Here is a 22,530-nt window from a genome sequence, read left to right as displayed (position 1 = left end):
TTGTCCTGAATATTCATGAATGGAACGAATGTCATGATTTTGGGACGAGTGGGGGGATCTTTTCGTGAAGGGATCAAGCGTAAATCTGCGACGCAGGTTGCTATGGAGTTTAATGATTTTAGTTTTGTTATTTTCGGCCCTGATGATCAGGCTTGCTTATGTACAGCTCGGGGAAGGCCCTGAATTGTCAGCAAAAGCAGAAGAATCCTGGCGGCGTAATATTCCTTACTCAGCCAAGCGAGGGGAGATCCTGGATCGAAATGGAACCTCTCTGGCCTATAATGTGACAACACCAACCATTATGGCCATTCCGGCTCAGGTGAAAGAAGCTGAAACGACGGCTAAAGCGCTGGCTCCATTGCTTGGGATGACGGAAGAAAAAGTGCTGGCAACCATCAAGAAACGAGAACTCATTGTACGACTACAACCCGGCGGCCGCAAAATTACGATGGAGAAAGCTCAGCGCATCCGTGATTTGAAGCTTCCGGGTATCGTTGTTGCTGAGGACAATAAACGTTTTTATCCTTATGACGATTTGGCTGCCCATATTCTTGGTTTTACGGGCATTGATAATCAGGGCTTAACGGGTGTTGAGAAGAAATATGATGATAAGCTGAATGGTTTGAATGGCAGTGTGTCCTACTTGTCCGATGCGGCCGGAAGGCTAATGCCGGGCTCATCCGAGAAGTATGTGGAACCGAAGGACGGCCTTAACCTCAAGCTGACCATTGATAAATCCATTCAGTCCATCATGGAGAGAGAACTGGATCAGGCCATGGTGAAGTTCCAGGCGAACTCAGCATTGGCCATAGCGATGAATCCCAAAACAGGTGAAATCTTGGGGATGTCCAGTAGGCCGGGATACGAACCTGCCGATTATCAGCAATATCCCGCAGAGATATACAATCGCAATTTACCGATCTGGATGACCTACGAGCCGGGCTCCACATTTAAAATTATTACTTTGGCAGCAGCGCTTGAAGAGAAAAAGGTCAATCTGCAACAGGATCAATTTTTTGATCCCGGATACGTTGAGGTGGGTGGAGCCCGTCTGCGTTGCTGGAAAAAGGGCGGCCATGGAAGTCAGACCTTCTTACAAGTTGTGGAGAACTCATGTAACCCGGGCTTTGTGGCTTTGGGGCAGAGGCTGGGCAAAGAATCGTTGTTCTCCTACATTAAAGACTTCGGCTTTGGTACCAAGACAGGGATCGACCTCAGCGGAGAAGCCAGTGGAATTCTGTTCAAACTGTCCAGAGTGGGACCAGTCGAGCTTGCAACAACGGCTTTTGGTCAAGGTGTATCGGTAACGCCCATTCAGCAAGTAGCTGCTGTGTCAGCGGCCATCAATGGGGGTAAACTTTACAAGCCTTATGTTACAAAAGCGTGGGTCCATCCGGTCACGGGAGAAGTCATGGAAGAAGCCAAGCCGGAACTGGTTCGTCAGGTGATCTCGGAGAATACATCCAAACAAGTACGTGAAGCACTCGAGAGTGTTGTCGCAAAAGGTACCGGGCGTCCGGCATTCATTGATGGATACCGGGTCGGTGGCAAAACAGGTACAGCCCAGAAGGTTATCAACGGACGTTATTCCTCGACCGAGCATATTGTATCCTTTATCGGGTTTGCACCGGCAGATGACCCACAGATTGTGGTCTATACGGCAGTTGATAATCCCAAAGGAATTCAGTTCGGAGGTGTGGTTGCCGCCCCGATTGTGCAGAACATCCTTGAAGATGCTTTGCATTATATGAATGTCCCTGTTCGGAAGGATCAGGTCGCCAAAGAATACAAGTATGGTGAAACCAAAATCGTGACAGTCCCAGACCTGACAGGAGCTACTGTTGAAGATCTGTACGAAGACCTGAACATGAATTTTATGCTGGCGAAGTCTGGCAGTGGTAAATACGTGATTAATCAGGCACCTAAACCTGGGGCGAGGGTAGATCAGGGATCAACCATCCGCATTTATATGGGGGATGTACTGAACGATGCACATGATCACACAAAGGATGAATAACGGGGCTTAGGGGTAGTTTGAAGCTTCTAGCGCAACAAAATTCATCTAGGTGCGTTTCATTATTGGGTTGTATTGACGATATTAATAAATACAGACATATGTTAAAACAGAAGTATAATTGGAAAAGTGAGGTTATTCATGTGCTTTTAAAACAATTTGCATCGATGCTGACCACCGCCCGCCTTGTGGGCGAATCAAATACAGAATGCCAAAACCTTCAGACAGATTCCCGGCAGGTAAAACCGGGTGATCTGTTTATCTGTCTTCCGGGACATACGGTAGATGGTCATGATTATGCAGAAAAAGCTGTAAATGCTGGTGCAGTCGCATTGGTGGTTGAACGGCAGCTGGATCTGCCTGTACCACAATTGTTGGTGAAGGACAGCCGGTTTGCGATGGCTGTTCTGGCAGATTTCTTTTTTGACTCGCCAAGCCAAAAAATGAATATGATTGGTGTAACGGGAACGAACGGAAAAACAACGACCACCTATTTGATTGAAAAAATCATGAGTGATTACGGACGCAAGACGGGATTGATCGGTACTATTCAAATGCGGTATGACGGTCGCACCTACCCGATGTCCGGAACAACACCAGAGGCGCTTGATCTGCAGCGTAGTCTGCATGATATGGTTCAGAAGGGCACGGACTGTTGTGTTATGGAAGTTTCTTCTCACGCATTGGAACAAGGGCGAGTAAAGGGAACGAATTTCCGTACTGCGGTATTCACTAACCTGACGCAGGATCATTTGGACTACCACCATTCCATGGAAGAATATCGCGGGGCCAAAGGATTGTTCTTTGCACGTCTGGGTAACGGTTATACAGAAGATGTTACACAGCGCAAATTCGCTGTCATCAATGCAGATGATCCGGCTGCGGCTTATTTCATCTCTGTGACTGCGGCTGAAGTGATTACATATGGCATGGGTGAAAAGGCGGATGTACGCGCATCCCAAATCTCAATTACATCTCAGGGAACTTCTTTCCATGTGGATACATTTGCAGGCAACACGAATATTCGCTTGCGCATGGTAGGCAAATTCAATGTGTACAATGCAATGGCAGCCATCTCTGCAGCGCTGGTGGAAGGTATTCCGCTGGAAGAGATCAAGCGCAGTCTGGAGACAGTTCCGGGCGTGGATGGACGTGTTGAAGGAGTGGACGAAGGACAGCCATTTGCTGTTATTGTCGATTATGCCCATACACCGGATGGACTGGAGAATGTGCTGCGGACGGTGAAGGAATTTGCCGAAGGACGTGTGATCTGTGTGTTTGGCTGTGGTGGTGACAGGGACCGTACCAAACGCCCTCTCATGGGGAAAATTGCTGCAAATTATAGTGATTTTGTACTGGTTACTTCCGATAACCCAAGGACAGAAGATCCGGATCTGATTCTTAAAGACATTGAACAGGGCCTGATTGAAGAATCCGTTCCTGCTGAACGTTATACGATGATTGTTGATCGGCGCCAAGCGATTCATGAAGCTATTGAAATGGCAAGCCCAGCCGATGTAGTATTGATTGCGGGCAAGGGTCACGAGACCTATCAGATTATCGGCACAACCAAAACCGATTTTGATGACCGAATCATAGCCAAAGAAGCGATAAGGGGCAAATCCAATTGATAAAAAGAACATTGGCACAATTGGCCGAGATGTGTGGAGGAACATTAAGTGACGTTGCTGCTCATGGCAATGTAATGGTCGAAGGGGTGTTTACCGATTCGCGTAAACCTCTGGAAGGCAGTTTGTTTATCCCGCTAGTGGGTGAAAGGTTTGACGGACACGAATTTGTGCAAGCCTGTCTGGAGAAGGGGGCTGCAGGCGCGATCTGGCAAAAGGATCATGGTATTCCGCCACAAGGAGCTGTCATTGTTGTTGACGACACACTGGTCGCGCTGCAAGCACTCGCATCTGCTTATCTCACGGAGAATAAAGCGGCTGTAGTCGGCATTACAGGCAGCAACGGCAAGACAACAACAAAGGACATCGTGGATGCCATTCTCTCAACGACGTTCAAAGTGCATAAGACGCAAGGCAACTTCAATAATCACATTGGTTTACCACTGACTGTACTAAGCATGGACCCGGATACCGAGATTATCATTTTGGAGATGGGTATGAGTGGTCGCGGGGAAATTAACGATCTGTCGGTTATTGCGCAGCCTGATGTAGCGGTCATTACCAATATTGGTGAATCACATCTGCTTCAGCTGGGGTCCAGATTGGAGATTGCCAGAGCCAAAGCCGAGATTGCCGCGGGATTGAAGCCTGGCGGGTTACTGATCTACAACGGAGACGAGCCTTTAATTGCACAAGTTCTTGAAGAGCCCGCAACGAAACAACCCGATGGATTGCAGCGGTTTACATTTGGTCTGCAAACCGATAATGATGACTATCCTACCGGACTTATGAATGCGCAGAACGGCGTAGTTTTCACGACCAAACAGTCTGGAGAACATGCATTTACGCTACCTCTGCTAGGAACGCATAATGTCGTTAACTGTCTGGCTGCTTTAGCTGTAGCTCGTCATTTCAAAGTGACGACGGAGCAGATTGCCGCGGGATTGTCTCGCTTGAAACTGACAGGCATGCGTATTGAGGTTAAGCAAGGCGTTAGCGGTCTAACCCTGCTGAATGATGCATACAATGCAAGTCCAACCTCCATGAAGGCCGCAATCGATGTACTAGAAGGTCTGAAAGGATACCGCATGAAAGTGGCTGTGCTTGGTGATATGCTTGAACTCGGTCCTCAGGAGCAGGGTCTGCATCTTGGAATTGGTGAGTATATTACATCTGCCAAAATGGACATGGTGCTTGTATATGGCCCGCTATCAGCACATATTGCTGAAGGAGCAAGAAAGCATATGCCGGCAGAGGCTGTGCATGCTTTTATAGATAAAGAAGAAATGACCCGTTATCTACTGGAGAAACTACATCCCAGAGACGTTGTCTTATTCAAAGCCTCAAGAGGCATGAAGCTGGAGGACGTGGTCGAAGCACTACAAATAGCACCATTACAGAATCGAGTAGACTAGAGGGGTGAACCCATGGATTTTCAGGTATTACTGTTAACAATCGGTGTTTCATTTATTCTGGCGGTGATTGCCGCACCGCTCCTGATTCCGCTGTTACGTCGAATGAAATTCGGACAGCAAGTTAGGGAAGATGGGCCTCAGAGCCATTTGAAAAAAAGCGGAACACCTACAATGGGTGGAGTCGTCATTTTAGTTGCGTTCACATTGGCCTTTTTGAAATTTTCGGCAGTCAAGAATACAGACTTTTATGTCTTGCTTGTGGCTACCCTGGGATTCGGGCTGATTGGCTTCCTGGATGATTACATCAAAATTGTGTTCAAACGTTCGCTGGGACTGACGGCCAGACAAAAAATGCTGGGCCAATTGTTCTTCAGTGCAGTGATGTGTTTCTTGCTGATCCAGAATGGACATAGCACAGCCATCTCTATTCCGGGTACGTCATTCTCGTTTGACTGGACCGGATGGTTCTATTATCCGTTTGTTGTATTCATGATGCTTGCCATTACCAATGCGGTTAACTTTACCGACGGTCTCGATGGTTTGCTGTCAGGGGTGAGTGCGATTGCCTTTGGCGCGTTTGCCATTGTGGCGATGCAAGCCACGTCGATGCCAGCAGCAGTGTGTGCAGCAGCGATGATCGGAGCTGTACTCGGTTTTCTGGTATACAATGCACATCCGGCCAAAGTGTTTATGGGAGACACCGGTTCTCTGGGGATTGGCGGTGCGATTGGTGCGGTAGCCATTGTAACCAAGACAGAGCTTCTATTTGTCATCATTGGTGGTATTTTTGTCATCGAGATCCTGTCTGTCATCATTCAAGTGGTATCATTCAAGACTCGTGGCAAGCGTGTATTCAAAATGAGCCCCATTCACCATCACTTTGAATTAAGTGGTTGGTCAGAATGGCGGGTTGTTATTATCTTTTGGGCGGTAGGCGCAATTTTGGCCGCTCTTGGACTTTATCTCAACAAGGGGTTGTAGATCATGAACCATCCTGAATCATATCGCGGACAACAAGTAGTTGTGCTCGGATTGGCCAAAAGCGGCGTACAGGTCGCCAAAGTGCTGGATCGCGCCGGAGCGAAGGTTACAGTAAATGATAAAAAAGAGAGAGATCAATGTCCCGAAGCTTCCGAATTGGAGGCTTTGGGAATTTCTGTTGTATGCGGAGGGCATCCGGATGATCTGATTCACAGTGGTGTGAAGCTGGTTGTCAAAAACCCGGGTATCCCATACCATGCAACTCCTGTGCAGCAAGCTATGGCATTGGGCATTGAAGTGGTGACCGAAGTAGAGGTAGCTTATCATCTATGTGCTGCACCCATGATCGGGATTACGGGTTCGAACGGCAAAACAACAACCACCACTTGGGTTGGTAAAATGTTGGAGCATGCCGGCCTCAAGCCGATCGTTGCCGGTAATATCGGAACACCTCTCTGTGAAGCGGCAGAGCAAGCTTCTCCAGATAACTGGATGGTTGTTGAGCTTAGCAGTTTCCAGCTCAAAGGAACGGTTGATTTCCGTCCTCGGATTGCCAGCTTGCTTAACGTTGCAGAGACGCATCTGGATTATCACGGGAACATGGATGATTATGTGGCTTCCAAAGCCAAACTATTCGCCAATCAGCAGCCTGACGACGTAGCCATCCTGAATTGGGATGATGCGGTATGTCGTGGTCTGGTTCCTTACATCAAAGGCAGATTGATCCCCTTCTCCGTGACAGAGAAATTGGATACAGGTGTGTATGCAGATCCTCCTTATGTGGATGGAGAAGAGGATGATGTGGAGCGTCAGGTAATCTACGCGGATGAAAACGGAGATCACCACATCATTATCGACGTTGAGGACATTGGCCTTCCTGGGCGATTTAATGTGGAAAATGCACTGGCTGCTGTGGCTATCGCCGTAGCGGCAGGAGCTGATCCTGCGGTGCTGGCTGCTCCGCTTGCAGACTTCAAGGGAGTTGAACACCGACTTGAATATGTTCTAGAGCATAATGGCTCTGCGTACTACAACAACTCCAAAGCGACCAATTCAAAGGCTACGGTCATGGCCCTGAATTCGTTCAAGGAACCGGTCGTATTGATTGCAGGAGGGCTGGATCGTGGATCAGACATGATGGAGTTGTTGCCCTTGTTCCAGGAACGGGTAAAAGCTGTCGTTGCAATTGGTGAGACACGGACAAAAATTGCCAAGGTCGCGGAACTTGCCGGATTAAAGCAAATTAAGGTCGTCGATAATGAGGAGGACGCTGCCCGGACGTTAACCGTTGCTGTGCAGGAAGCATCGAAGCTTGCCAGTGCCGGTGATGTCGTTTTGTTATCCCCGGCATGTGCAAGTTGGGACATGTTTGCTTCCTATGAAGAGCGGGGACGCATTTTTAAAGAGGCGGCGCATAACTTGTAAGTAGGGGGGTGGAAAAGCCCCTACTTCCATGCAAGGGGTGGCCTCCTGATGAAACAGACGCGACCGGCACCAGATATTTGGTTGCTGATTTGTATTTTGGCATTGCTTGCCATCGGCATTATTATGGTATATAGTGCGGGCTCGGTGCTTGCCTTTCATGACTATGGCGATTCATTTTATTTTGTAAAAAGACAGGCCCTGTTTGCGGTGCTTGGGCTTGTGGCCATGTTCGTAACTGCTAATGTAGACTACCGGGTGTGGAGGAAATATGCCAAGCCTATATTGATTGCCTGTTTTATAATGCTCATTGCGGTGCTCATTCCTGGAATCGGTGTGGTACGCGGCGGTGCACGAAGTTGGCTGGGCATTGGTTCGTTCGGTATCCAGCCCTCAGAATTCATGAAGCTGGGCATGATTCTGTTTCTCGCTCACTGGCTGAGCAAGGAACCGGGTAAAATCAAAACCTTCACAACGGGGCTTCTGCCACCGCTGGGATTGATTGGTTTGGCTTTTGGGATTATTATGCTGCAACCTGATTTGGGGACTGGCACCGTGATGATGGGCGCATCGATGCTTATTATTTTCACAGCCGGAGCGCGAATGAAACATCTGAGCTTGCTTGCTCTTGGCGGCATAGCGGGGTTTGCAGCTTTGATTGCAGCAGCACCCTATCGGTTGCAGCGTATCACAGCATTTTTGGACCCGTGGTCCGATCCGCTGGGTGCCGGATATCAGATCATTCAATCCTTATACGCGATTGGTCCTGGTGGACTGGCGGGATTGGGACTGGGTATGAGCCGACAGAAGTACAGTTATGTACCTGAACCGCAAACGGACTTTATTTTTAGTATTTTGGCCGAAGAACTCGGCTTTATAGGTGGAATGATTGTATTATTGTTGTTTCTGGTGTTGGTGTGGAGAGGAATGCGTGTAGCCATGACCGTTCCGGATGCCTTCGGCAGTTTGCTTGGTGTTGGTATCGTTGGTATGGTCGCTGTACAAGTCATTATTAACATTGGTGTTGTCATTGGCATGATGCCTGTTACGGGCATTACATTGCCTCTGATCAGCTACGGCGGATCATCATTGACCCTCATGCTCACAGCACTGGGCATTTTAGTGAATTTATCCCGTTATGCGAGGTGACTATGCGATGCGAGTCGTTCTAAGCGGTGGCGGTACGGGTGGACATATCTATCCGGCCGTTGCCATAGCAAGACAATGCGAGGCGGAGAACCCGGACTCGACATTTCTATACATCGGAGGAACCAGAGGGCTGGAAAGCAAGCTGGTTCCCCAAGAAAATATTCCTTTTAAATCGATTGATATTACGGGCTTTCGACGGAAATTGTCCATCGACAACCTGAAAACGGTCATGCGTTTCATTCAAGGTGTACGCAAGTCCAAAAAAATGCTGAAGGAATTCAAACCGGATGTTGTGATTGGTACAGGTGGATATGTATGTGGACCTGTGGTATACGCAGCAACAAAACTGGGAATTCCGAGTATAATTCATGAACAGAACGCCATTCCTGGTCTGACGAACAAATTTTTGATGCGTTATGTGGACACGGTTGCCGTTAGCTTTGAAGGTTCTGAAAAATCGTTTTCCGGCGCAAAAAAGGTGATCTACACTGGTAATCCGCGAGCGACTACGGTAGCCCAGGCTAGCCGTGATCGTGGTTTTGCCACTTTAGGTGTACCGATGAACAGCCGTGTTGTTCTTGTGGTTGGTGGCAGTCGCGGGGCAAAAGCAATCAATCAGGCCATGGTGGACATGGCTCCAATGCTGGATCAACTGGACGATGTACATGTCGTTTACGTGACAGGGGATACCTATTTTGATGAAACGCGTGAAGCCATTCGCAGCTCATTGGGTACGATGCCAAACCACCTGCATGTCCTGCCTTACGTGCATAATATGCCTGAGGTGCTTGCCTGCACATCCTTGATTGTAAACCGAGCAGGGGCATCATTCCTTGCGGAGATTACATCACTGGGTATTCCTTCGATCCTGATTCCGTCACCTAACGTGACTAATAATCATCAGGAAGCCAATGCACGTACGCTTGAAGGTGGAGGCGCATCACTCACGATGCTGGAGAAGGAGCTTACAGGCAAAGTCCTGTATGAAGCCATCGCCAAGATTATGAATGATGAATCGGGACGCAAACGAATGGCTGAAGCCTCCCGGAAACTGGGGAAACCCGATGCAGCTGAAGTGCTTGTTCATGAAATTCAGCGTCTTGCTGCACGCCGATAAAGTGCGTTTGTGGGCGATTGTCACACACAAGACGGGGCTGACATAAGATACCGTATAAATCGTGACCATCGTTCCATGGCGCCAGAGCACGGTCTGTAACAACAGAATATACCGTGTTCATCGGTTTTGAAGCAAAGGAGGAAGCAAACATGCATCAGTGGATATCGTTACTATCCCAGAATAATGTTGGCAGAGTTCTTGAAAACGAATCGCTAGCCAAATACACCACATGGAAGATTGGCGGTCCTGCGGATGCACTGGTCATTCCCGAGAATAAAGAGCAGATGATGAATCTCGTTCAAGTGCTTCACACGTATCAGATTCCGTGGATGCAACTTGGACGGGGCTCAAACATGCTGGTGTCAGACAAAGGAATACGCGGTGTTGTGGTGAAACCAGGCGAGGGCTTTGATTATGCCGAATTTCACGAAGGCGGTGTAACCGCCGGAGCGGCGCATTCTTTTGTTAAACTCAGTGTGGTTGCTGCCAAAAAGGAATGGACCGGTCTGGAATTCGGCAGCGGTATCCCCGGTACTGTTGGTGGAGCTGTGTATATGAATGCAGGCGCGCATGGATCGGATGTGTCACGGATATTCAAATTCGCTGAGATTGTACTGGAGACAGGGGAATTGGTACGTTACAGCAAGGAGGACATGGATTTTGCCTACCGCCACTCTGTTCTGCATGATCGGAGAGGCATCGTGCTGGAAGCAACATTTGAACTCCAGCATGGAGAGCGCAACGTCATTTCGGAAACGATGGCGGCTTACAAAGATCGCCGACGCCGCACACAGCCACTGCAGATGGCATGTGCAGGTAGTGTATTTCGAAATCCACCGGGTGATCATGCAGCCCGCCTGATTGAAGCAGCAGGGCTGAAAGGATTGACCCAGGGAGGCGCACAGGTATCCACCATGCATGCCAATTTCATTGTTAATACAGGCCAAGCAACAGCAGAGGACGTTATCACCCTAATGCAGCAGATACAGAGCACTATATCATCTCAAAACGGTATTAACCTGGTACCGGAAGTCTTCGTAGTGGGTGAGCGGTAAACCCCGGAGGTGATACATTGGACAAATTGGTGATTGAAGGCGGGAAACCCCTCTCAGGATCCATACGCATCCATGGAGCAAAAAATGCCGCTTTACCGATTATGGCCGCAAGTTTGTTGGCAGATGGAGAAGTTACACTGCATAACGTTCCACACTTGCTGGACATTGAAGTGATGCTGTATATCCTGGAACGGCTTGGATGCACGTGTCGGCATGAACAGGGAACAGTGACGATTAATACCTCGTCTATCCGGTCATATGATGTGCCAGAAGATCTAATGAAGCAGATGCGCTCTTCCATTTTTTTGATGGGACCATTGCTGGCTAAGTTTGGGCAAGTTTCAGTGTATCAGCCAGGTGGTTGTGCCATTGGAGAACGCAAAATTGATCTTCACCTCCGGGGCCTGGAAGCGCTCGGAGCTTTGATTGAAGAGCAGGACCAACAGATTATATGTCATGGGCACAATCTGGTGGGTACAGATATTCATTTGGATTTCCCGAGTGTGGGAGCGACCGAGAATATCATGATGGCAGCCGTTATGGCTAAGGGGACGACAACCATCTGTAACGCCGCAAGAGAACCTGAAATCCAGGACCTGCAACACTTTTTGAATGCTATGGGTGCAAGCATTATTGGTGCAGGAACGGATACAATCACGATCAATGGCGTTGAGAAACTGAAACCTTGTTCGTATGAGATTATACCGGATCGAATCGTGGCCGGAACCGTAATGATTGCAGCAGCAGCAACACGAGGCAATGTTACGCTTACAGACTGCAATCCTGCTCATCTTACTTCACTTATACATGTATTGAAGCGCACTGGTGTTCAAATCACAGTCTGCAATGATATAATGACGGTGAGCTGTATGAGCCGACCCAAATCAGTAGACCGTATTGTGACTTCTCCGTATCCTTCGTTTCCGACAGATTTGCAATCGCAAATCATGGTGCTGCTCAGTCTGGCAGACGGATTCAGTGTGATGAAGGAAACGGTATTCGAGGGCCGGTTCAAACATGTGGATGAACTGAATGTGATGGGGGCTGATATTTCAGTCGATCTGAACGCAGCATTTATCCGTGGTGTTCCCCGTCTGTACGGGGCTACAGTAGAAGCAACCGATCTTCGTGCAGGTGCAGCTCTGGTCATTGCTGGTCTGGCTGCTCAAGGCAAAACGGTTGTGGAGCAAGTGCATCATATTGACCGGGGCTACGATCAGATCGAGAAGTTATTCCAAAGTCTTGGAGCATCGGTTGAGCGACAGTCGCCCGTTTCGAAACAGTTGGATTTTGCCAATTAACGTCCTTGGCGTCCCCTTCTTGAAGGGAGGGGACCTGAGGCTTTGTGGAGCGCTACTTATGCCTAAAAGTCAAATTCCGGTTCTGAAGAAGAATCGGCCAAAAGGAAACACAAGCCGCAAAATTGTAATTATTCTCTTATTATTATTTATTGTATTGCTGGCTGTACTATTCTTTCGTTCTTCCATGAGTCGGATTTCGGCAATTGAAATTACGGGTAATGTATATACAGCAACTTCAGAACTGCTGGAGAAAAGCGGGCTGAAAGAAGGCGAACAATTTTTTGGGACAAGTACTGCCGAGGTTATTGAGCGTCTCAAGACTATCAAGGCGATTTCCACCGTTACCGTGGACAAAAAGTTTCCGGGGATTATCCATATCAAGGTTCAGGAATATGCCACGGTTGCTTATGAGCTTGGTTCTGACGGTACGTTAAAAGCGATATTAGCCAGTGGGACAAGCTTGACGGTTCCGGCAACAATTGGTGTTGCTGTGGAGAAGCCCATATTGACCCAATGGAAGGCTGATGATCCACTCAAAGCCAAACTGAGCCAGACACTGGCTAAAATTCCGAATGAATTAACAACGGATATTTCGGAAATTATTCCGAATCCAACGCCTTCATTTCCGGATCAGATTCGGATGTATACCAAATCGCAGTTTGAAGTGATTACAACCGTCTCTCTTTTATCGGATAAAGTGGAGTATCTGAATCAGGTGATTGAGACCGAACGGCCTGGGAAAATCACCATGCTTGAGGCAGATACCTATGTCCCTTTCATCCCGGATGACCCGGAAGATGATGCTGAACCAGGAGCAAGCCCCTGATCTTTGCCATCATGAGGCTGGACTGAATATGAAAGCCTAGGCAGGTCGGGGTTTGACCCCGTCAGAGCAATGAAACTTGTTCTTTCTGAGATGAAGAAAAAATGATACACTTGAACTTATGGCACATGAGTTGCCTCCTTCTTTTTTCTTCAATGTTTTATGTCTGGCAACCAGATTTTGACACCCAAAAACATTGTAGAAAAAAGAGGGAAAGCCTGAAGTGTGTTGAATATGTTTTAAGAGTGTTTAAATTCGAACGTAATTTACTATTGGAGTCAGGAGGTGCCACAGACTTGAGCAACAATGACATCATTGTTAGTTTGGACATCGGTACATCCAAAATTCGCGCTATTATTGGGGAAATGAATAATGGAACCTTTAATATTATAGGAGTTGGATCTGCCGACTCGGAGGGAATTCGCAAAGGTGTAATCGTAGATATCGATCAGACGGTGCAGTCGATTCGCAACGCAGTGGATCATGCAGAACGTATGGTAGGTATTCAAATATCCGAAGTGTATGTTGGAATCTCGGGAAATCATATCGGACTGATGAGCAGTCACGGCGTCGTGGCTGTGTCTAACGAGGATCGTGAAATCGGAGAAGAAGACATGGAACGGGTGTTGAAAGCAGCCGAAGTCATTGCAGTTCCGCCGGAACGGGAAATTATTGATGTTGTCGCCAAGCAATATGTTGTAGATGGCTTGGAGGGCATACAGGACCCCCGTGGTATGATTGGTGTTCGTCTGGAAGTTGAAGCAACGATCATTACGGGTGCAAAAACCGCGATACATAATCTTTTGCGCTGCGTGGAAAAAGCGGGTCTGAAAGTAAGCGATTTGGTTCTCATGTCGCTTGGAGCGGGTCAACTGGCTTTGTCCAAAGATGAAAAAACGATGGGTTCAGTGCTTGTTGATATTGGAGCAGGTGCAACAACCATCGCCATTTTTGAAGAAGACAGTCTTGTTGCAACATCAACGTTGCCTATAGGTGGGGAATTCGTAACAAATGATATCGCCTATGGCTTACGCACGTTAACGGATCAGGCGGAGAAGGTGAAACTGAAATATGGCTGCGCCTGGTTGGATGATGCTGCTGCGGATGTGATGTTCAAAGTCACCCGAATTGGCAGTAATGTAGACAAGGAGTTTTCACAGGAGGATCTGGCAGCAATTATTGAACCTAGGGTTCAAGAAATATTCCAGATGATATCCCAAGAAGTGAAGCGTCTTGGTTACAACGAGCTTCCTGGAGGTTATATACTAACGGGAGGTACGGTCTCTATGCCGGGGGTTCTGCAGGTCGCTCAGCATGAGCTTGCTGCTTCGGTACGAGTTGCAGTTCCGGATTATATTGGTGTGCGTGACCCCGGGTTTACAAGCGGAGTCGGCATATTGCACAGTGTAATTCGCAGTTTGCGCATTCGTCCCTCGATCAATAACGGCGGTGGAAATAATAACAACAATAATAACAACAAGAAACCGACCAACCGTCCGAAGCCAAATGCGGCACAGGAATCGGAGCAAAAACCCGGTCTGTTCGAGCGGCTGAAGAATATGTTCAGCGAATTTATATAACAGGTTGGATCCATTTCATACATTCTTGAAGCCGTCTGAATGCGCCGGTACTAAAATAAACGCTTTCGTTCGTCGATATATGAAATTGATTCGGTTCAAATCAAAAATTGGACGGGCCATCCATGCACATTGAGGGGGAGATGGAATAATATGTTGGAATTTGATTTCGAGATGGAGAGCTTGGCTCAAATTAAAGTCATCGGTGTAGGCGGCGGCGGAAGCAATGCAGTCAACCGTATGATTGAAAATGGTGTACAAGGTGTTGAATTTATTACGGTGAATACGGATGCTCAGGCGTTACACCTGGCGAAATCCGAGCATAAATTGCAAATCGGTGATAAATTGACTCGTGGTCTTGGTGCTGGCGCCAACCCGGATGTAGGTAAAAAAGCAGCGGAAGAGTCCCGCGATCTGATCATGAACACGTTGAAAGGTGCAGACATGGTATTTGTTACAGCCGGTATGGGCGGTGGTACAGGTACAGGTGCAGCTCCGGTTATTGCCGAAATCGCTAAAGAGTGTGGTGCACTTACGGTTGGTGTTGTAACTCGTCCATTTACATTTGAAGGACGCAAGCGTTCCAGCCATGCAGAGCAAGGTATTGAAGCTCTCAAGGAAAAAGTCGACACACTGATCGTGATTCCTAATGATCGTTTGCTCGAAATCGTAGACAAAAAGACTCCTATGCTTGAAGCATTCCGTCAAGCGGATAACGTACTTCGTCAAGCGGTACAAGGTATCTCTGATTTGATCGCTGTTCCGGGTCTGATCAACCTTGACTTTGCTGATGTCAAAACAATTATGCACGAGCGTGGTTCAGCCCTTATGGGGATTGGTGAATCAACTGGTGAGAATCGTGCCGCAGAAGCAGCACGGAAAGCCATTATGAGTCCTTTGCTTGAAACTTCTATTGAAGGTGCTCGCGGCGTAATCATGAATATTACGGGTGGCGTTAATCTGTCCCTGTATGAAGTGAACGAAGCGGCAGAGATCGTAACGTCTGCTTCCGACCCGGAAGTAAACATGATCTTTGGTGCCATTATTGACGAAGACCTGAAAGAGGAGATTAAGGTTACGGTTATTGCAACTGGTTTTGAAGATAAACCTGCTCCACCACCACCAGGACGTAAGCCAGCTCCAGCAACAGCGGAGACGACGGATACGCGTTCGCCGAACCTGCGTCCTTTCGGAAATCAGCCGAGCAATGATCAGCTGGACATTCCGACATTTTTACGCAATCGTTCACGCAATAATAACAACGATTAATACGCAAATCAATTTATTGGAAACCCGGTACTCCTTATGGAGCGACCGGGTTTTTTTCTGTTTATTTAGATATCATAGCATACAGCAATGAACAAATTCTGAACAAAGAGCCTGAGCAATTCCGACAAAAAAAGTTGGAACCACACCCCCATGATTAGACAGACTTTGAACAGGGGGCTCCGTATACTTGTGAATATGCTCATGAATATCAGGATATCGGGTACCGGTATTTCGATATGTTGCGCGCAGGCAGGTGAAGACTTTGGTTGTTTATGTGGATCTGATTTTTTTGACAAACCTGTGTATTGACGGTGCACTCATCGGAATGACCGCCTGGATGCGCAAGACAAAGCTGGTTTGGTGGCGATGGTTGCTGTCAGCCATTGTGGGCGCATTATACGTGGTCATGATGTTTGTACCGGAGTTTGATTTTATGTTCACCTTTCTGATCAAGTTCGGGTTCTCGCTGGTCATGCTTACGATTGCTTTTGGTTTTAAAGGTCTGCAGGCTTTTGCGAGGACGCTCGGTACCTTCTATGTGATTAATTTTGTCGCTGCCGGAGGTATTCTGGGTGTGCATTACATGCTTCAGAGCTCCGGTGAGTTGTTTAACGGCATTTGGTTCACGGCTTCTGGCGGTATGTCATTTGATCTGAAAATTGCTTTCTGGTTCACGTTTATCGTATTTTTTTCTGTCCTGTTTTTATTCAAAGCTGTGCAGAGTTCCAAACGGAAAACGGATCGCATGACGACCTATTTGGGTAAAGTTGAGGTCTGCATCGATGAGGTAGTCATTTCTTGTACAGGCCTTCTGGATACGGGCAATCAACTTACAGATCCCTTATCGCGCATGCCGGTCATGGTGATGGAGGTTTCGTTATGGCAAGACATGTTACCCGCTTCATGGAAGGGTAGACTCAAGGACGAGGCGCCGGACAACCTTATTCTGGAGCTGGATCAGGAAAGTTTTCAGTGGCAGGATCGACTGCGGCTGGTGCCTTATCGGGGCATTAACAAAGGGACTGCGTTTATGCTGGCAATGAAGCCGGACCGGGTGAAGGTGACGATGGAGGAAACATGTTATGAGACGACAAGGGTACTTATTGGGCTGGATGGAGGTGTTTTGTCGTCGGATGGGAAATACCAGGCCGTGATTCATCCTGAACTTGTGCAAGACGCTGCTTCTGCGCAGTCTACGGCTCTCTCTGCGGGAGCAACAGAAAAGCCGCTGAATGTGGTATAGGAGGAACGTACATGCTTGTGAAATGGAAACTGGTGGCGCAGCTGCAATATTACCGTCTGTTATTTTTATTGGGACTCAAAAGCGAAGAGATCTATTATATTGGGGGAAGTGAGGCACTTCCGCCGCCATTGACAAGGGAAGAAGAAGAGTTTTTACTGCAAAAATTATCCTCAGGAGACTCGGCCATTCGCGCGATGCTTATTGAGCGCAATCTGCGTCTGGTGGTGTACATTGCACGCAAATTTGAAAACACAGGAATCAATATTGAAGATTTGGTCTCCATTGGAGCCATCGGATTGATCAAGGCAGTTAATACATTTGACCCGGAAAAGAAAATCAAACTGGCAACCTATGCATCACGTTGTATCGAAAATGAAATTTTGATGTACTTGAGACGTAATAGTAAGATCCGAACTGAAGTTTCTTTTGATGAACCGCTCAACATTGATTGGGATGGAAATGAGCTATTATTATCCGATGTACTGGGTACAGAAAACGATACAATCTATCGGAATATTGAAGAGCAGGTAGACCGGAAACTTTTGCACAAGGCACTGGAAAAATTAACGGAGCGCGAGCGAATGATTATGGAGCTTCGTTTTGGCCTGACGGATGGGGAAGAAAAGACACAAAAAGATGTAGCCGATCTCCTCGGAATCTCCCAATCCTACATCTCTCGACTCGAAAAAAGAATCATTAAAAGACTCCGCAAGGAGTTCAATAAAATGGTCTGAAATACATCTTTGGTCAGAATGGGTATTACTGGCAAGGGTGCCAAGTACGAATAAAAAAGCCTGCCCCGGAGATAATGTACATTAATGTTTCTCCTTGGGAGGTAAATCACGATGACCCGAAACAAAGTCGAGATTTGTGGCGTGGACACCGCAAAATTGCCTGTCCTCACCAACACTGAAATGCGGGAATTGTTTCATTCCCTTCAGCAACACCATGATCGCTCAGCAAGAGAGAAATTAGTGAATGGCAACCTGCGTCTGGTACTCAGTGTCATTCAGCGTTTTAACAATCGGGGGGAGTTTGTCGATGATCTGTTCCAGGTTGGTTGCATCGGCCTGATGAAAGCCATTGATAATTTTGATTTATCCCAGAATGTCAAATTTTCAACCTACGCGGTGCCGATGATTATCGGTGAAATCCGTCGATACCTGCGTGATAATAACCCGATTCGGGTATCTCGCTCCTTGAGGGACATTGCTTACAAAGCACTTCAGGTCCGTGACAGCCTGACGAATAAAAATTCCCGGGAACCGACGATATTCGAAATTGCGGAAGTACTGAATGTGCCGAAGGAAGATGTTGTTTTTGCATTGGACGCCATTCAGGACCCGGTCTCACTCTTCGAACCGATTTATCATGATGGTGGAGATCCGATCTATGTTATGGATCAGATCAGCGATGACAGAAACAAGGATGTGTCATGGATCGAGGAAATTGCACTCCGTGAAGCGATGCATCGTCTTGGTCAGCGGGAAAAAATGATTTTGTCGATGCGGTTTTTCGAAGGGAAAACCCAGATGGAAGTGGCTGATGAAATTGGCATTTCCCAGGCTCAGGTCTCACGTCTGGAGAAATCAGCGATACAGCAGATGCAAAAACATGTAAAGTCGTAACACGATGCAAGAGCAGAAGGACGATCAATCGGGGCAGTGTATACCGTTGGTCGTTTTTTTTGTTTTGGAACGTTGCCACATTCGGTGAAAAACAGGACATTTTTCGCCCCTGAAACATATATTGTATAGAAGCGTGAAGAACGGGCAGAAGAGGAATAACAGGGGGCGGAAATAAATGAAAGTAAATACGAGCGAAGTAGCGGCACGAGGCATGAAGATCTCGGACTTTCAGACAAAGGATGTCATTAACATTACGGATGGTAAACGCCTCGGTCAGATCAGTGATTTGGAGCTGGATCTGAAGCAGGGACGAATTGAAGCGATTGTTGTGCCAGGGTACAGCCGTTTTATGGGTCTTTTTGGCGGGGGGACAGATCTGGTGATTCCCTGGAGAAACATTGTGAAGATTGGTTCAGATGTGATTCTGGTGAAGATGGATGAGGTGAAGGAAAATACGTACGACGAGCGTGATCGCGAAGCGCGCCTGTATGATGAACAGCAGCATAACCGGATAGAGCGTGTGGAACGTATTGAACGGTCGGAACGTAATCAGCGTCGAACGATATAAATGAGACAGAATGTGGCTCATTTGGTACACTGGAAGTGGTGAGGTGAGATAATGGAACCCTTTGTATTGGATAAGGAATTACTTGAACGGACCAAGAACCCAAATTCAGATTTCGGTCCTGATCCGTTATTATTATATGTTGAGCCTTGGACACAGCAATTTGAACAGCTGTCAGTCGGGTTTACGACGAGACATGGTGGAGTTGGAAAAGTTCCGTATGCCACGCTCAATTGTGCTTATCATGTGGGGGATGATCCTAGAGTTGTACTTAACAACCGCAGGCTTGTAACCGAGAAGCTTGGTTTTGCAGCAGAAGCATGGACCTGTGGAGAGCAGGTGCATGGCAAACATGTAGCTGTAATTACCGCTGAAGATCGGAGCAGAGGATTACTTGATCGTGAATCTGCGTTGCAGGATACGGATGGATTGGTCACGAATGTGCCCGGTGTGTTGCTGACTTCTTTTTACGCAGACTGTGTTCCGCTTTATTTCTATGACCCTGTGCAGCGGGCGGTAGGTCTTGCTCATGCCGGCTGGAAAGGTACAGTCGCAGGTATTGCTGTATCCATGGTAGAGACGATGGAACGGGAGTATGGCAGCCGTAGGCAGGACATTCGAGCTGCAATCGGTCCGTCGATTGGGGATTGCTGTTATGAAGTGGATGAGGCGGTCATGCAGCATGTACGGGTTTGGTTTGATGATTCCCCGGTTAATGATAAATACAAGGATTCTGCTTCTAAACAAGCATATCGAGCCGTGAATAACGGAAAAACGATGTTAAACTTGAAAGAATGTAATCGACACATTATGATGAAAGCAGGAATAATGCCGGATCATATCGAATGTACAACATGGTGTACAAGTTGTCATCCCGAACTATTTTTCTCCTATCGGAAGGAAAATGGTGTTACAGGGCGGATGGCGAGCTGGATTGGGCTGGAAGAGAGGTGACCCTCTGTGTCATTGGAGGAGCGTATACAACAGGTAAATCAGAAGATCGAGGACGCATGTCGGCGCAGTAACCGTCATCGTGATGATGTGAATGTGATTGCGGTCACGAAATATGTCTCACTTGAAACAACGGGATCGGTGCTGGATCATGGTCTTGAGCATATTGGAGAAAACCGGTGGCAGGATGCACAGGCCAAATGGGAAGCTTTTGGTCAGCAGGGTACCTGGCATTTTATCGGTCATTTGCAGACGAACAAGGTGAAAGACGTGATTGGCAAGTTTCGTTACATCCATTCACTGGATCGTTTGTCATTGGCGAAGGAGTTGGATAAAAAAGCAGCTTCACTTGGTATCCAAGTGGAAACGTTTTTGCAGGTGAATATTTCGGGTGAAGAGAGCAAGTATGGCTTACAGCCTGAACAGGCAAGTTCTTTTTTGCGTGATATTCGTTCGTTCAACAATCTCAAGGTCGTCGGCCTGATGACTATGGCACCTCATGAGGAAGATCCGGAGCTGACGCGTCCCGTATTTCGTGGATTGCGTGAGCTGAGAGATCAATTGAATGGACAAGCCCTTACAGCAGAGCCATTGACTGAGCTGTCGATGGGGATGTCCAATGATTTTGAAGTGGCCATTGAAGAAGGTGCAACCTGGGTACGGCTAGGATCGATTCTCGTAGGAAAAGAGGAGGGTTCACGATGGGCGTAATGAATAAATTTATGAATTTCCTCGGACTTCAGGAAGAGGAAGAGATTGTGGAACGTGAGCGAATGGCTGCGCAGGAGGAAAATGAGGCTGAACATCAGGAAGCTGAAACCTCCAGTCTCGATAAACGTAGAAACCAAAGGGGGAATAATGTGGTGAGCATTCATTCCCAGAAAAATGTTAAAGTTGTCCTGTATGAACCGCGTTCTTATGACGAGGCTCAGGAAATTGCCGACCATCTGCGTTCGCATCGTACCGTTGTGGTGAATCTGCAACGAATTCGCCAGGACCAAGCGCTGCGCGTTATTGATTTTTTGAGTGGCACGGTATATGCATTGGGTGGCGGTATTTCCAAAATCGGCGGAAACATTTTTCTCTGTACGCCAGATACGGTTGAAATTCAGGGATCAATTACGGAAATACTGGCTGACAGCGAGCAAGATTATAACAGAATGAGGTGAGCCACTTTTGTATCAGATTGAAAGCGTGTTGTACACGTTATACCAGATTTACTTTTACATGGTCATTGTCTACATATTGATGTCTTGGCTTCCCAATGCGCGGGAAAGCTTCATCGGTGAATGGCTGGGCAAATTAGTGGAACCATATCTAAGACCGTTTCGCCGATTTATACCGCCTTTGTTCGGTGTGCTGGATATTTCCCCGATTGTGGCGCTGATCGTTCTGCAACTTGCGCTTAATGGGCTGATCTCCATACTTCGGTATTTTGCATATTAGGGTAGGGTGACATAGATGAGCGGTGAAATTTATGAACATTTTAGCCATGATGAGCGGGATTTTGTAGATAAGGCTTCGGATTGGGTTGAGCAGGCGGGTAAGTATCATGACATGAAGCTAACTGACTTTCTTGATCCAAGACAGGTTTTTATCTTAGAGACTCTTGCCAATCGCCGTAACGACGTTCAGATTCGTCTGGATGGTGGTTACGAGGCTGCTGAACGCAAGCGTGCGCTGGTTGCACCTGATTACATGTATCTGGATGATGAGGATATGGGTATGCAGGTGCTCAGTATTACGTCTGATGATCAGAAAATCTCGGAGCTGGAGCATGGGGACTATATGGGTTCCCTGCTCGGGCTTGGGATGAAACGTGGAAAGATCGGGGATATCCAAGTGCTGGAGGACGGTTGCCATACAGTGGTGGCGGCGGAAACCGGCGCTTTTTTATCGCTTCAACTGAATCAGGTGCATCGGTTACATGTGTTCACAGAGTTACTTCCTTTGGATCAGATGCGATGGTCAGAGAGTAAACTGGAGACGATGGACATTACGGTCGCTTCTCTTCGTTTGGATGGAATCTGCGCAGATGTGTATCGGCTTAGTCGCAGTAAAGTGCTGGTGCCAATCAAAGCTGGTCGCTGCCGTGTGAACTGGAAAGTTGAGGAAGATCCCTCCAAATCGCTAAAAGCGGGTGATGTCGTATCCATCCAGGGATTTGGCCGTTTCAAGGTTATGGAACAGGATGGGATGACCAAAAAAGGGCGTTGCCGAGTGAAAATCGGCAAATTTGCCTGAGTCTGTTGCAGGAAAATCCGCTTTCTTGTCGAAATGTTTATCATAAAGGTGTAGAAAATACGCGGTGTATCCGATAAACATTAAGTCAAAGCTTTACATGAACGTTGGAGGATGCAATTCTGATCCTGCATTCCGTATTCGTTGCCAA

At 47.4% G+C, this 22,530-nt stretch carries 21 protein-coding genes; all 21 read left to right on the top strand.

The annotated features are described in order from the left end of the window. Positions 1 to 64: 64 nt before the first annotated feature. The 21 genes from MKY66_RS20805 (at position 65) to MKY66_RS20705 (ending at position 22,382) form a co-directional block, all read left to right on the top strand. Positions 65 to 2,017, top strand: a complete 1,953-nt coding sequence (locus tag MKY66_RS20805; RefSeq protein WP_076211545.1) for a stage V sporulation protein D — start codon at positions 65 to 67, stop codon at positions 2,015 to 2,017. A 140-nt stretch (positions 2,018 to 2,157) separates the two neighbouring features. Continuing rightward, positions 2,158 to 3,645, top strand: coding sequence for a UDP-N-acetylmuramoyl-L-alanyl-D-glutamate--2,6-diaminopimelate ligase (locus tag MKY66_RS20800; protein ID WP_076211722.1), 1,488 nt, complete (start codon positions 2,158 to 2,160; stop codon positions 3,643 to 3,645). Next, positions 3,645 to 5,057, top strand: a complete 1,413-nt coding sequence (gene murF, locus MKY66_RS20795; RefSeq protein ID WP_076211723.1) for a UDP-N-acetylmuramoyl-tripeptide--D-alanyl-D-alanine ligase — start codon at positions 3,645 to 3,647, stop codon at positions 5,055 to 5,057. The genes MKY66_RS20800 and murF overlap by 1 nt, the downstream gene beginning before the upstream one ends. A 12-nt stretch (positions 5,058 to 5,069) precedes the next feature. Continuing rightward, on the top strand, positions 5,070 to 6,038 hold the full coding sequence (mraY, locus tag MKY66_RS20790; RefSeq protein WP_076211543.1) for a phospho-N-acetylmuramoyl-pentapeptide-transferase: 969 nt from the start codon (positions 5,070 to 5,072) through the stop codon (positions 6,036 to 6,038). A gap of 3 nt (positions 6,039 to 6,041) precedes the next feature. Then, entirely contained in the window at positions 6,042 to 7,463 is a 1,422-nt protein-coding gene (gene murD, locus MKY66_RS20785) for a UDP-N-acetylmuramoyl-L-alanine--D-glutamate ligase (RefSeq protein ID WP_076211541.1), read from the top strand. A gap of 48 nt (positions 7,464 to 7,511) precedes the next feature. Beyond that, the gene (spoVE, locus tag MKY66_RS20780) at positions 7,512 to 8,609 is read left to right on the top strand and encodes a stage V sporulation protein E (RefSeq protein ID WP_017687300.1); all 1,098 of its coding nucleotides are present in this window, start codon (positions 7,512 to 7,514) and stop codon (positions 8,607 to 8,609) included. A 7-nt stretch (positions 8,610 to 8,616) separates the two neighbouring features. Continuing rightward, positions 8,617 to 9,726 (top strand): undecaprenyldiphospho-muramoylpentapeptide beta-N-acetylglucosaminyltransferase, encoded by a 1,110-nt coding sequence (gene murG, locus MKY66_RS20775; RefSeq protein WP_076211539.1) that lies wholly within the window; start codon positions 8,617 to 8,619, stop codon positions 9,724 to 9,726. 149 nt (positions 9,727 to 9,875) lie between these two features. Continuing rightward, the gene (gene murB, locus MKY66_RS20770; protein ID WP_076211537.1) at positions 9,876 to 10,781 is read left to right on the top strand and encodes a UDP-N-acetylmuramate dehydrogenase; all 906 of its coding nucleotides are present in this window, start codon (positions 9,876 to 9,878) and stop codon (positions 10,779 to 10,781) included. A 17-nt stretch (positions 10,782 to 10,798) separates the two neighbouring features. Then, on the top strand, positions 10,799 to 12,082 hold the full coding sequence (gene murA / locus MKY66_RS20765; RefSeq protein WP_076211535.1) for a UDP-N-acetylglucosamine 1-carboxyvinyltransferase: 1,284 nt from the start codon (positions 10,799 to 10,801) through the stop codon (positions 12,080 to 12,082). 58 nt (positions 12,083 to 12,140) lie between these two features. Continuing rightward, a complete protein-coding gene (locus MKY66_RS20760) occupies positions 12,141 to 12,908 on the top strand; it encodes an FtsQ-type POTRA domain-containing protein (RefSeq protein WP_036614865.1) in 768 nt (255 codons plus the stop codon). Positions 12,909 to 13,201: 293 nt separating this feature from the next. Then, entirely contained in the window at positions 13,202 to 14,485 is a 1,284-nt protein-coding gene (gene ftsA / locus MKY66_RS20755) for a cell division protein FtsA (protein ID WP_076211532.1), read from the top strand. Between the two features lie 150 nt (positions 14,486 to 14,635). Further along, positions 14,636 to 15,751, top strand: coding sequence for a cell division protein FtsZ (ftsZ, locus tag MKY66_RS20750; RefSeq protein ID WP_017687306.1), 1,116 nt, complete (start codon positions 14,636 to 14,638; stop codon positions 15,749 to 15,751). Between the two features lie 262 nt (positions 15,752 to 16,013). Further along, the gene (gene spoIIGA, locus MKY66_RS20745; protein WP_036614861.1) at positions 16,014 to 16,994 is read left to right on the top strand and encodes a sigma-E processing peptidase SpoIIGA; all 981 of its coding nucleotides are present in this window, start codon (positions 16,014 to 16,016) and stop codon (positions 16,992 to 16,994) included. 11 nt (positions 16,995 to 17,005) lie between these two features. Further along, positions 17,006 to 17,728, top strand: a complete 723-nt coding sequence (gene sigE, locus MKY66_RS20740; protein ID WP_017687308.1) for an RNA polymerase sporulation sigma factor SigE — start codon at positions 17,006 to 17,008, stop codon at positions 17,726 to 17,728. 111 nt (positions 17,729 to 17,839) lie between these two features. After that, positions 17,840 to 18,622: an RNA polymerase sporulation sigma factor SigG gene (sigG, locus tag MKY66_RS20735; protein ID WP_017687309.1), complete on the top strand. Its 783-nt coding sequence runs from the start codon at positions 17,840 to 17,842 to the stop codon at positions 18,620 to 18,622. A 175-nt stretch (positions 18,623 to 18,797) separates the two neighbouring features. After that, positions 18,798 to 19,190 carry a YlmC/YmxH family sporulation protein gene (locus MKY66_RS20730; protein ID WP_143760324.1) on the top strand — a complete coding sequence of 131 codons (393 nt, stop codon included), beginning with the start codon at positions 18,798 to 18,800 and terminating at the stop codon, positions 19,188 to 19,190. Between the two features lie 51 nt (positions 19,191 to 19,241). Further along, positions 19,242 to 20,141 (top strand): peptidoglycan editing factor PgeF, encoded by a 900-nt coding sequence (gene pgeF, locus MKY66_RS20725; protein ID WP_076211530.1) that lies wholly within the window; start codon positions 19,242 to 19,244, stop codon positions 20,139 to 20,141. Positions 20,142 to 20,147: 6 nt separating this feature from the next. Continuing rightward, complete coding sequence (locus tag MKY66_RS20720) at positions 20,148 to 20,849, top strand: YggS family pyridoxal phosphate-dependent enzyme (protein WP_036614854.1); 702 nt, start codon at positions 20,148 to 20,150, stop codon at positions 20,847 to 20,849. Beyond that, a complete protein-coding gene (locus MKY66_RS20715; protein WP_036614853.1) occupies positions 20,840 to 21,307 on the top strand; it encodes a cell division protein SepF in 468 nt (155 codons plus the stop codon). The genes MKY66_RS20720 and MKY66_RS20715 overlap by 10 nt, the downstream gene beginning before the upstream one ends. 7 nt (positions 21,308 to 21,314) lie before the next feature. Further along, positions 21,315 to 21,584 carry a YggT family protein gene (locus MKY66_RS20710; RefSeq protein ID WP_036674839.1) on the top strand — a complete coding sequence of 90 codons (270 nt, stop codon included), beginning with the start codon at positions 21,315 to 21,317 and terminating at the stop codon, positions 21,582 to 21,584. A gap of 15 nt (positions 21,585 to 21,599) precedes the next feature. Continuing rightward, on the top strand, positions 21,600 to 22,382 hold the full coding sequence (locus MKY66_RS20705; RefSeq protein WP_076211528.1) for a YlmH/Sll1252 family protein: 783 nt from the start codon (positions 21,600 to 21,602) through the stop codon (positions 22,380 to 22,382). The last annotated feature ends 148 nt before the right edge of the window (positions 22,383 to 22,530 follow it).

This window comes from Paenibacillus sp. FSL R5-0766 (genome assembly GCF_037971845.1).
GTDB lineage: Bacteria > Bacillota > Bacilli > Paenibacillales > Paenibacillaceae > Paenibacillus.
Note: the sequence above shows the minus strand (reverse complement) of the source record. Positions and strands in the feature narration are given on the sequence as shown.

Excerpts from the sequence above, each read along its gene's own strand:
- mraY (WP_076211543.1), top strand. The coding sequence starts at position 5,070 with ATGGATTTTCAGGTATTACTGTTAACAATCGGTGTTTCATTTATTCTG.
- murD (WP_076211541.1), top strand. The coding sequence starts at position 6,042 with ATGAACCATCCTGAATCATATCGCGGACAACAAGTAGTTGTGCTCGGA.
- spoVE (WP_017687300.1), top strand. The coding sequence starts at position 7,512 with ATGAAACAGACGCGACCGGCACCAGATATTTGGTTGCTGATTTGTATT.
- murG (WP_076211539.1), top strand. The coding sequence starts at position 8,617 with ATGCGAGTCGTTCTAAGCGGTGGCGGTACGGGTGGACATATCTATCCG.
- murB (WP_076211537.1), top strand. The coding sequence starts at position 9,876 with ATGCATCAGTGGATATCGTTACTATCCCAGAATAATGTTGGCAGAGTT.
- MKY66_RS20760 (WP_036614865.1), top strand. The coding sequence starts at position 12,141 with ATGCCTAAAAGTCAAATTCCGGTTCTGAAGAAGAATCGGCCAAAAGGA.
- ftsZ (WP_017687306.1), top strand. The coding sequence starts at position 14,636 with ATGTTGGAATTTGATTTCGAGATGGAGAGCTTGGCTCAAATTAAAGTC.
- sigE (WP_017687308.1), top strand. The coding sequence starts at position 17,006 with ATGCTTGTGAAATGGAAACTGGTGGCGCAGCTGCAATATTACCGTCTG.
- sigG (WP_017687309.1), top strand. The coding sequence starts at position 17,840 with ATGACCCGAAACAAAGTCGAGATTTGTGGCGTGGACACCGCAAAATTG.
- MKY66_RS20730 (WP_143760324.1), top strand. The coding sequence starts at position 18,798 with ATGAAAGTAAATACGAGCGAAGTAGCGGCACGAGGCATGAAGATCTCG.
- pgeF (WP_076211530.1), top strand. The coding sequence starts at position 19,242 with ATGGAACCCTTTGTATTGGATAAGGAATTACTTGAACGGACCAAGAAC.
- MKY66_RS20715 (WP_036614853.1), top strand. The coding sequence starts at position 20,840 with ATGGGCGTAATGAATAAATTTATGAATTTCCTCGGACTTCAGGAAGAG.
- MKY66_RS20705 (WP_076211528.1), top strand. The coding sequence starts at position 21,600 with ATGAGCGGTGAAATTTATGAACATTTTAGCCATGATGAGCGGGATTTT.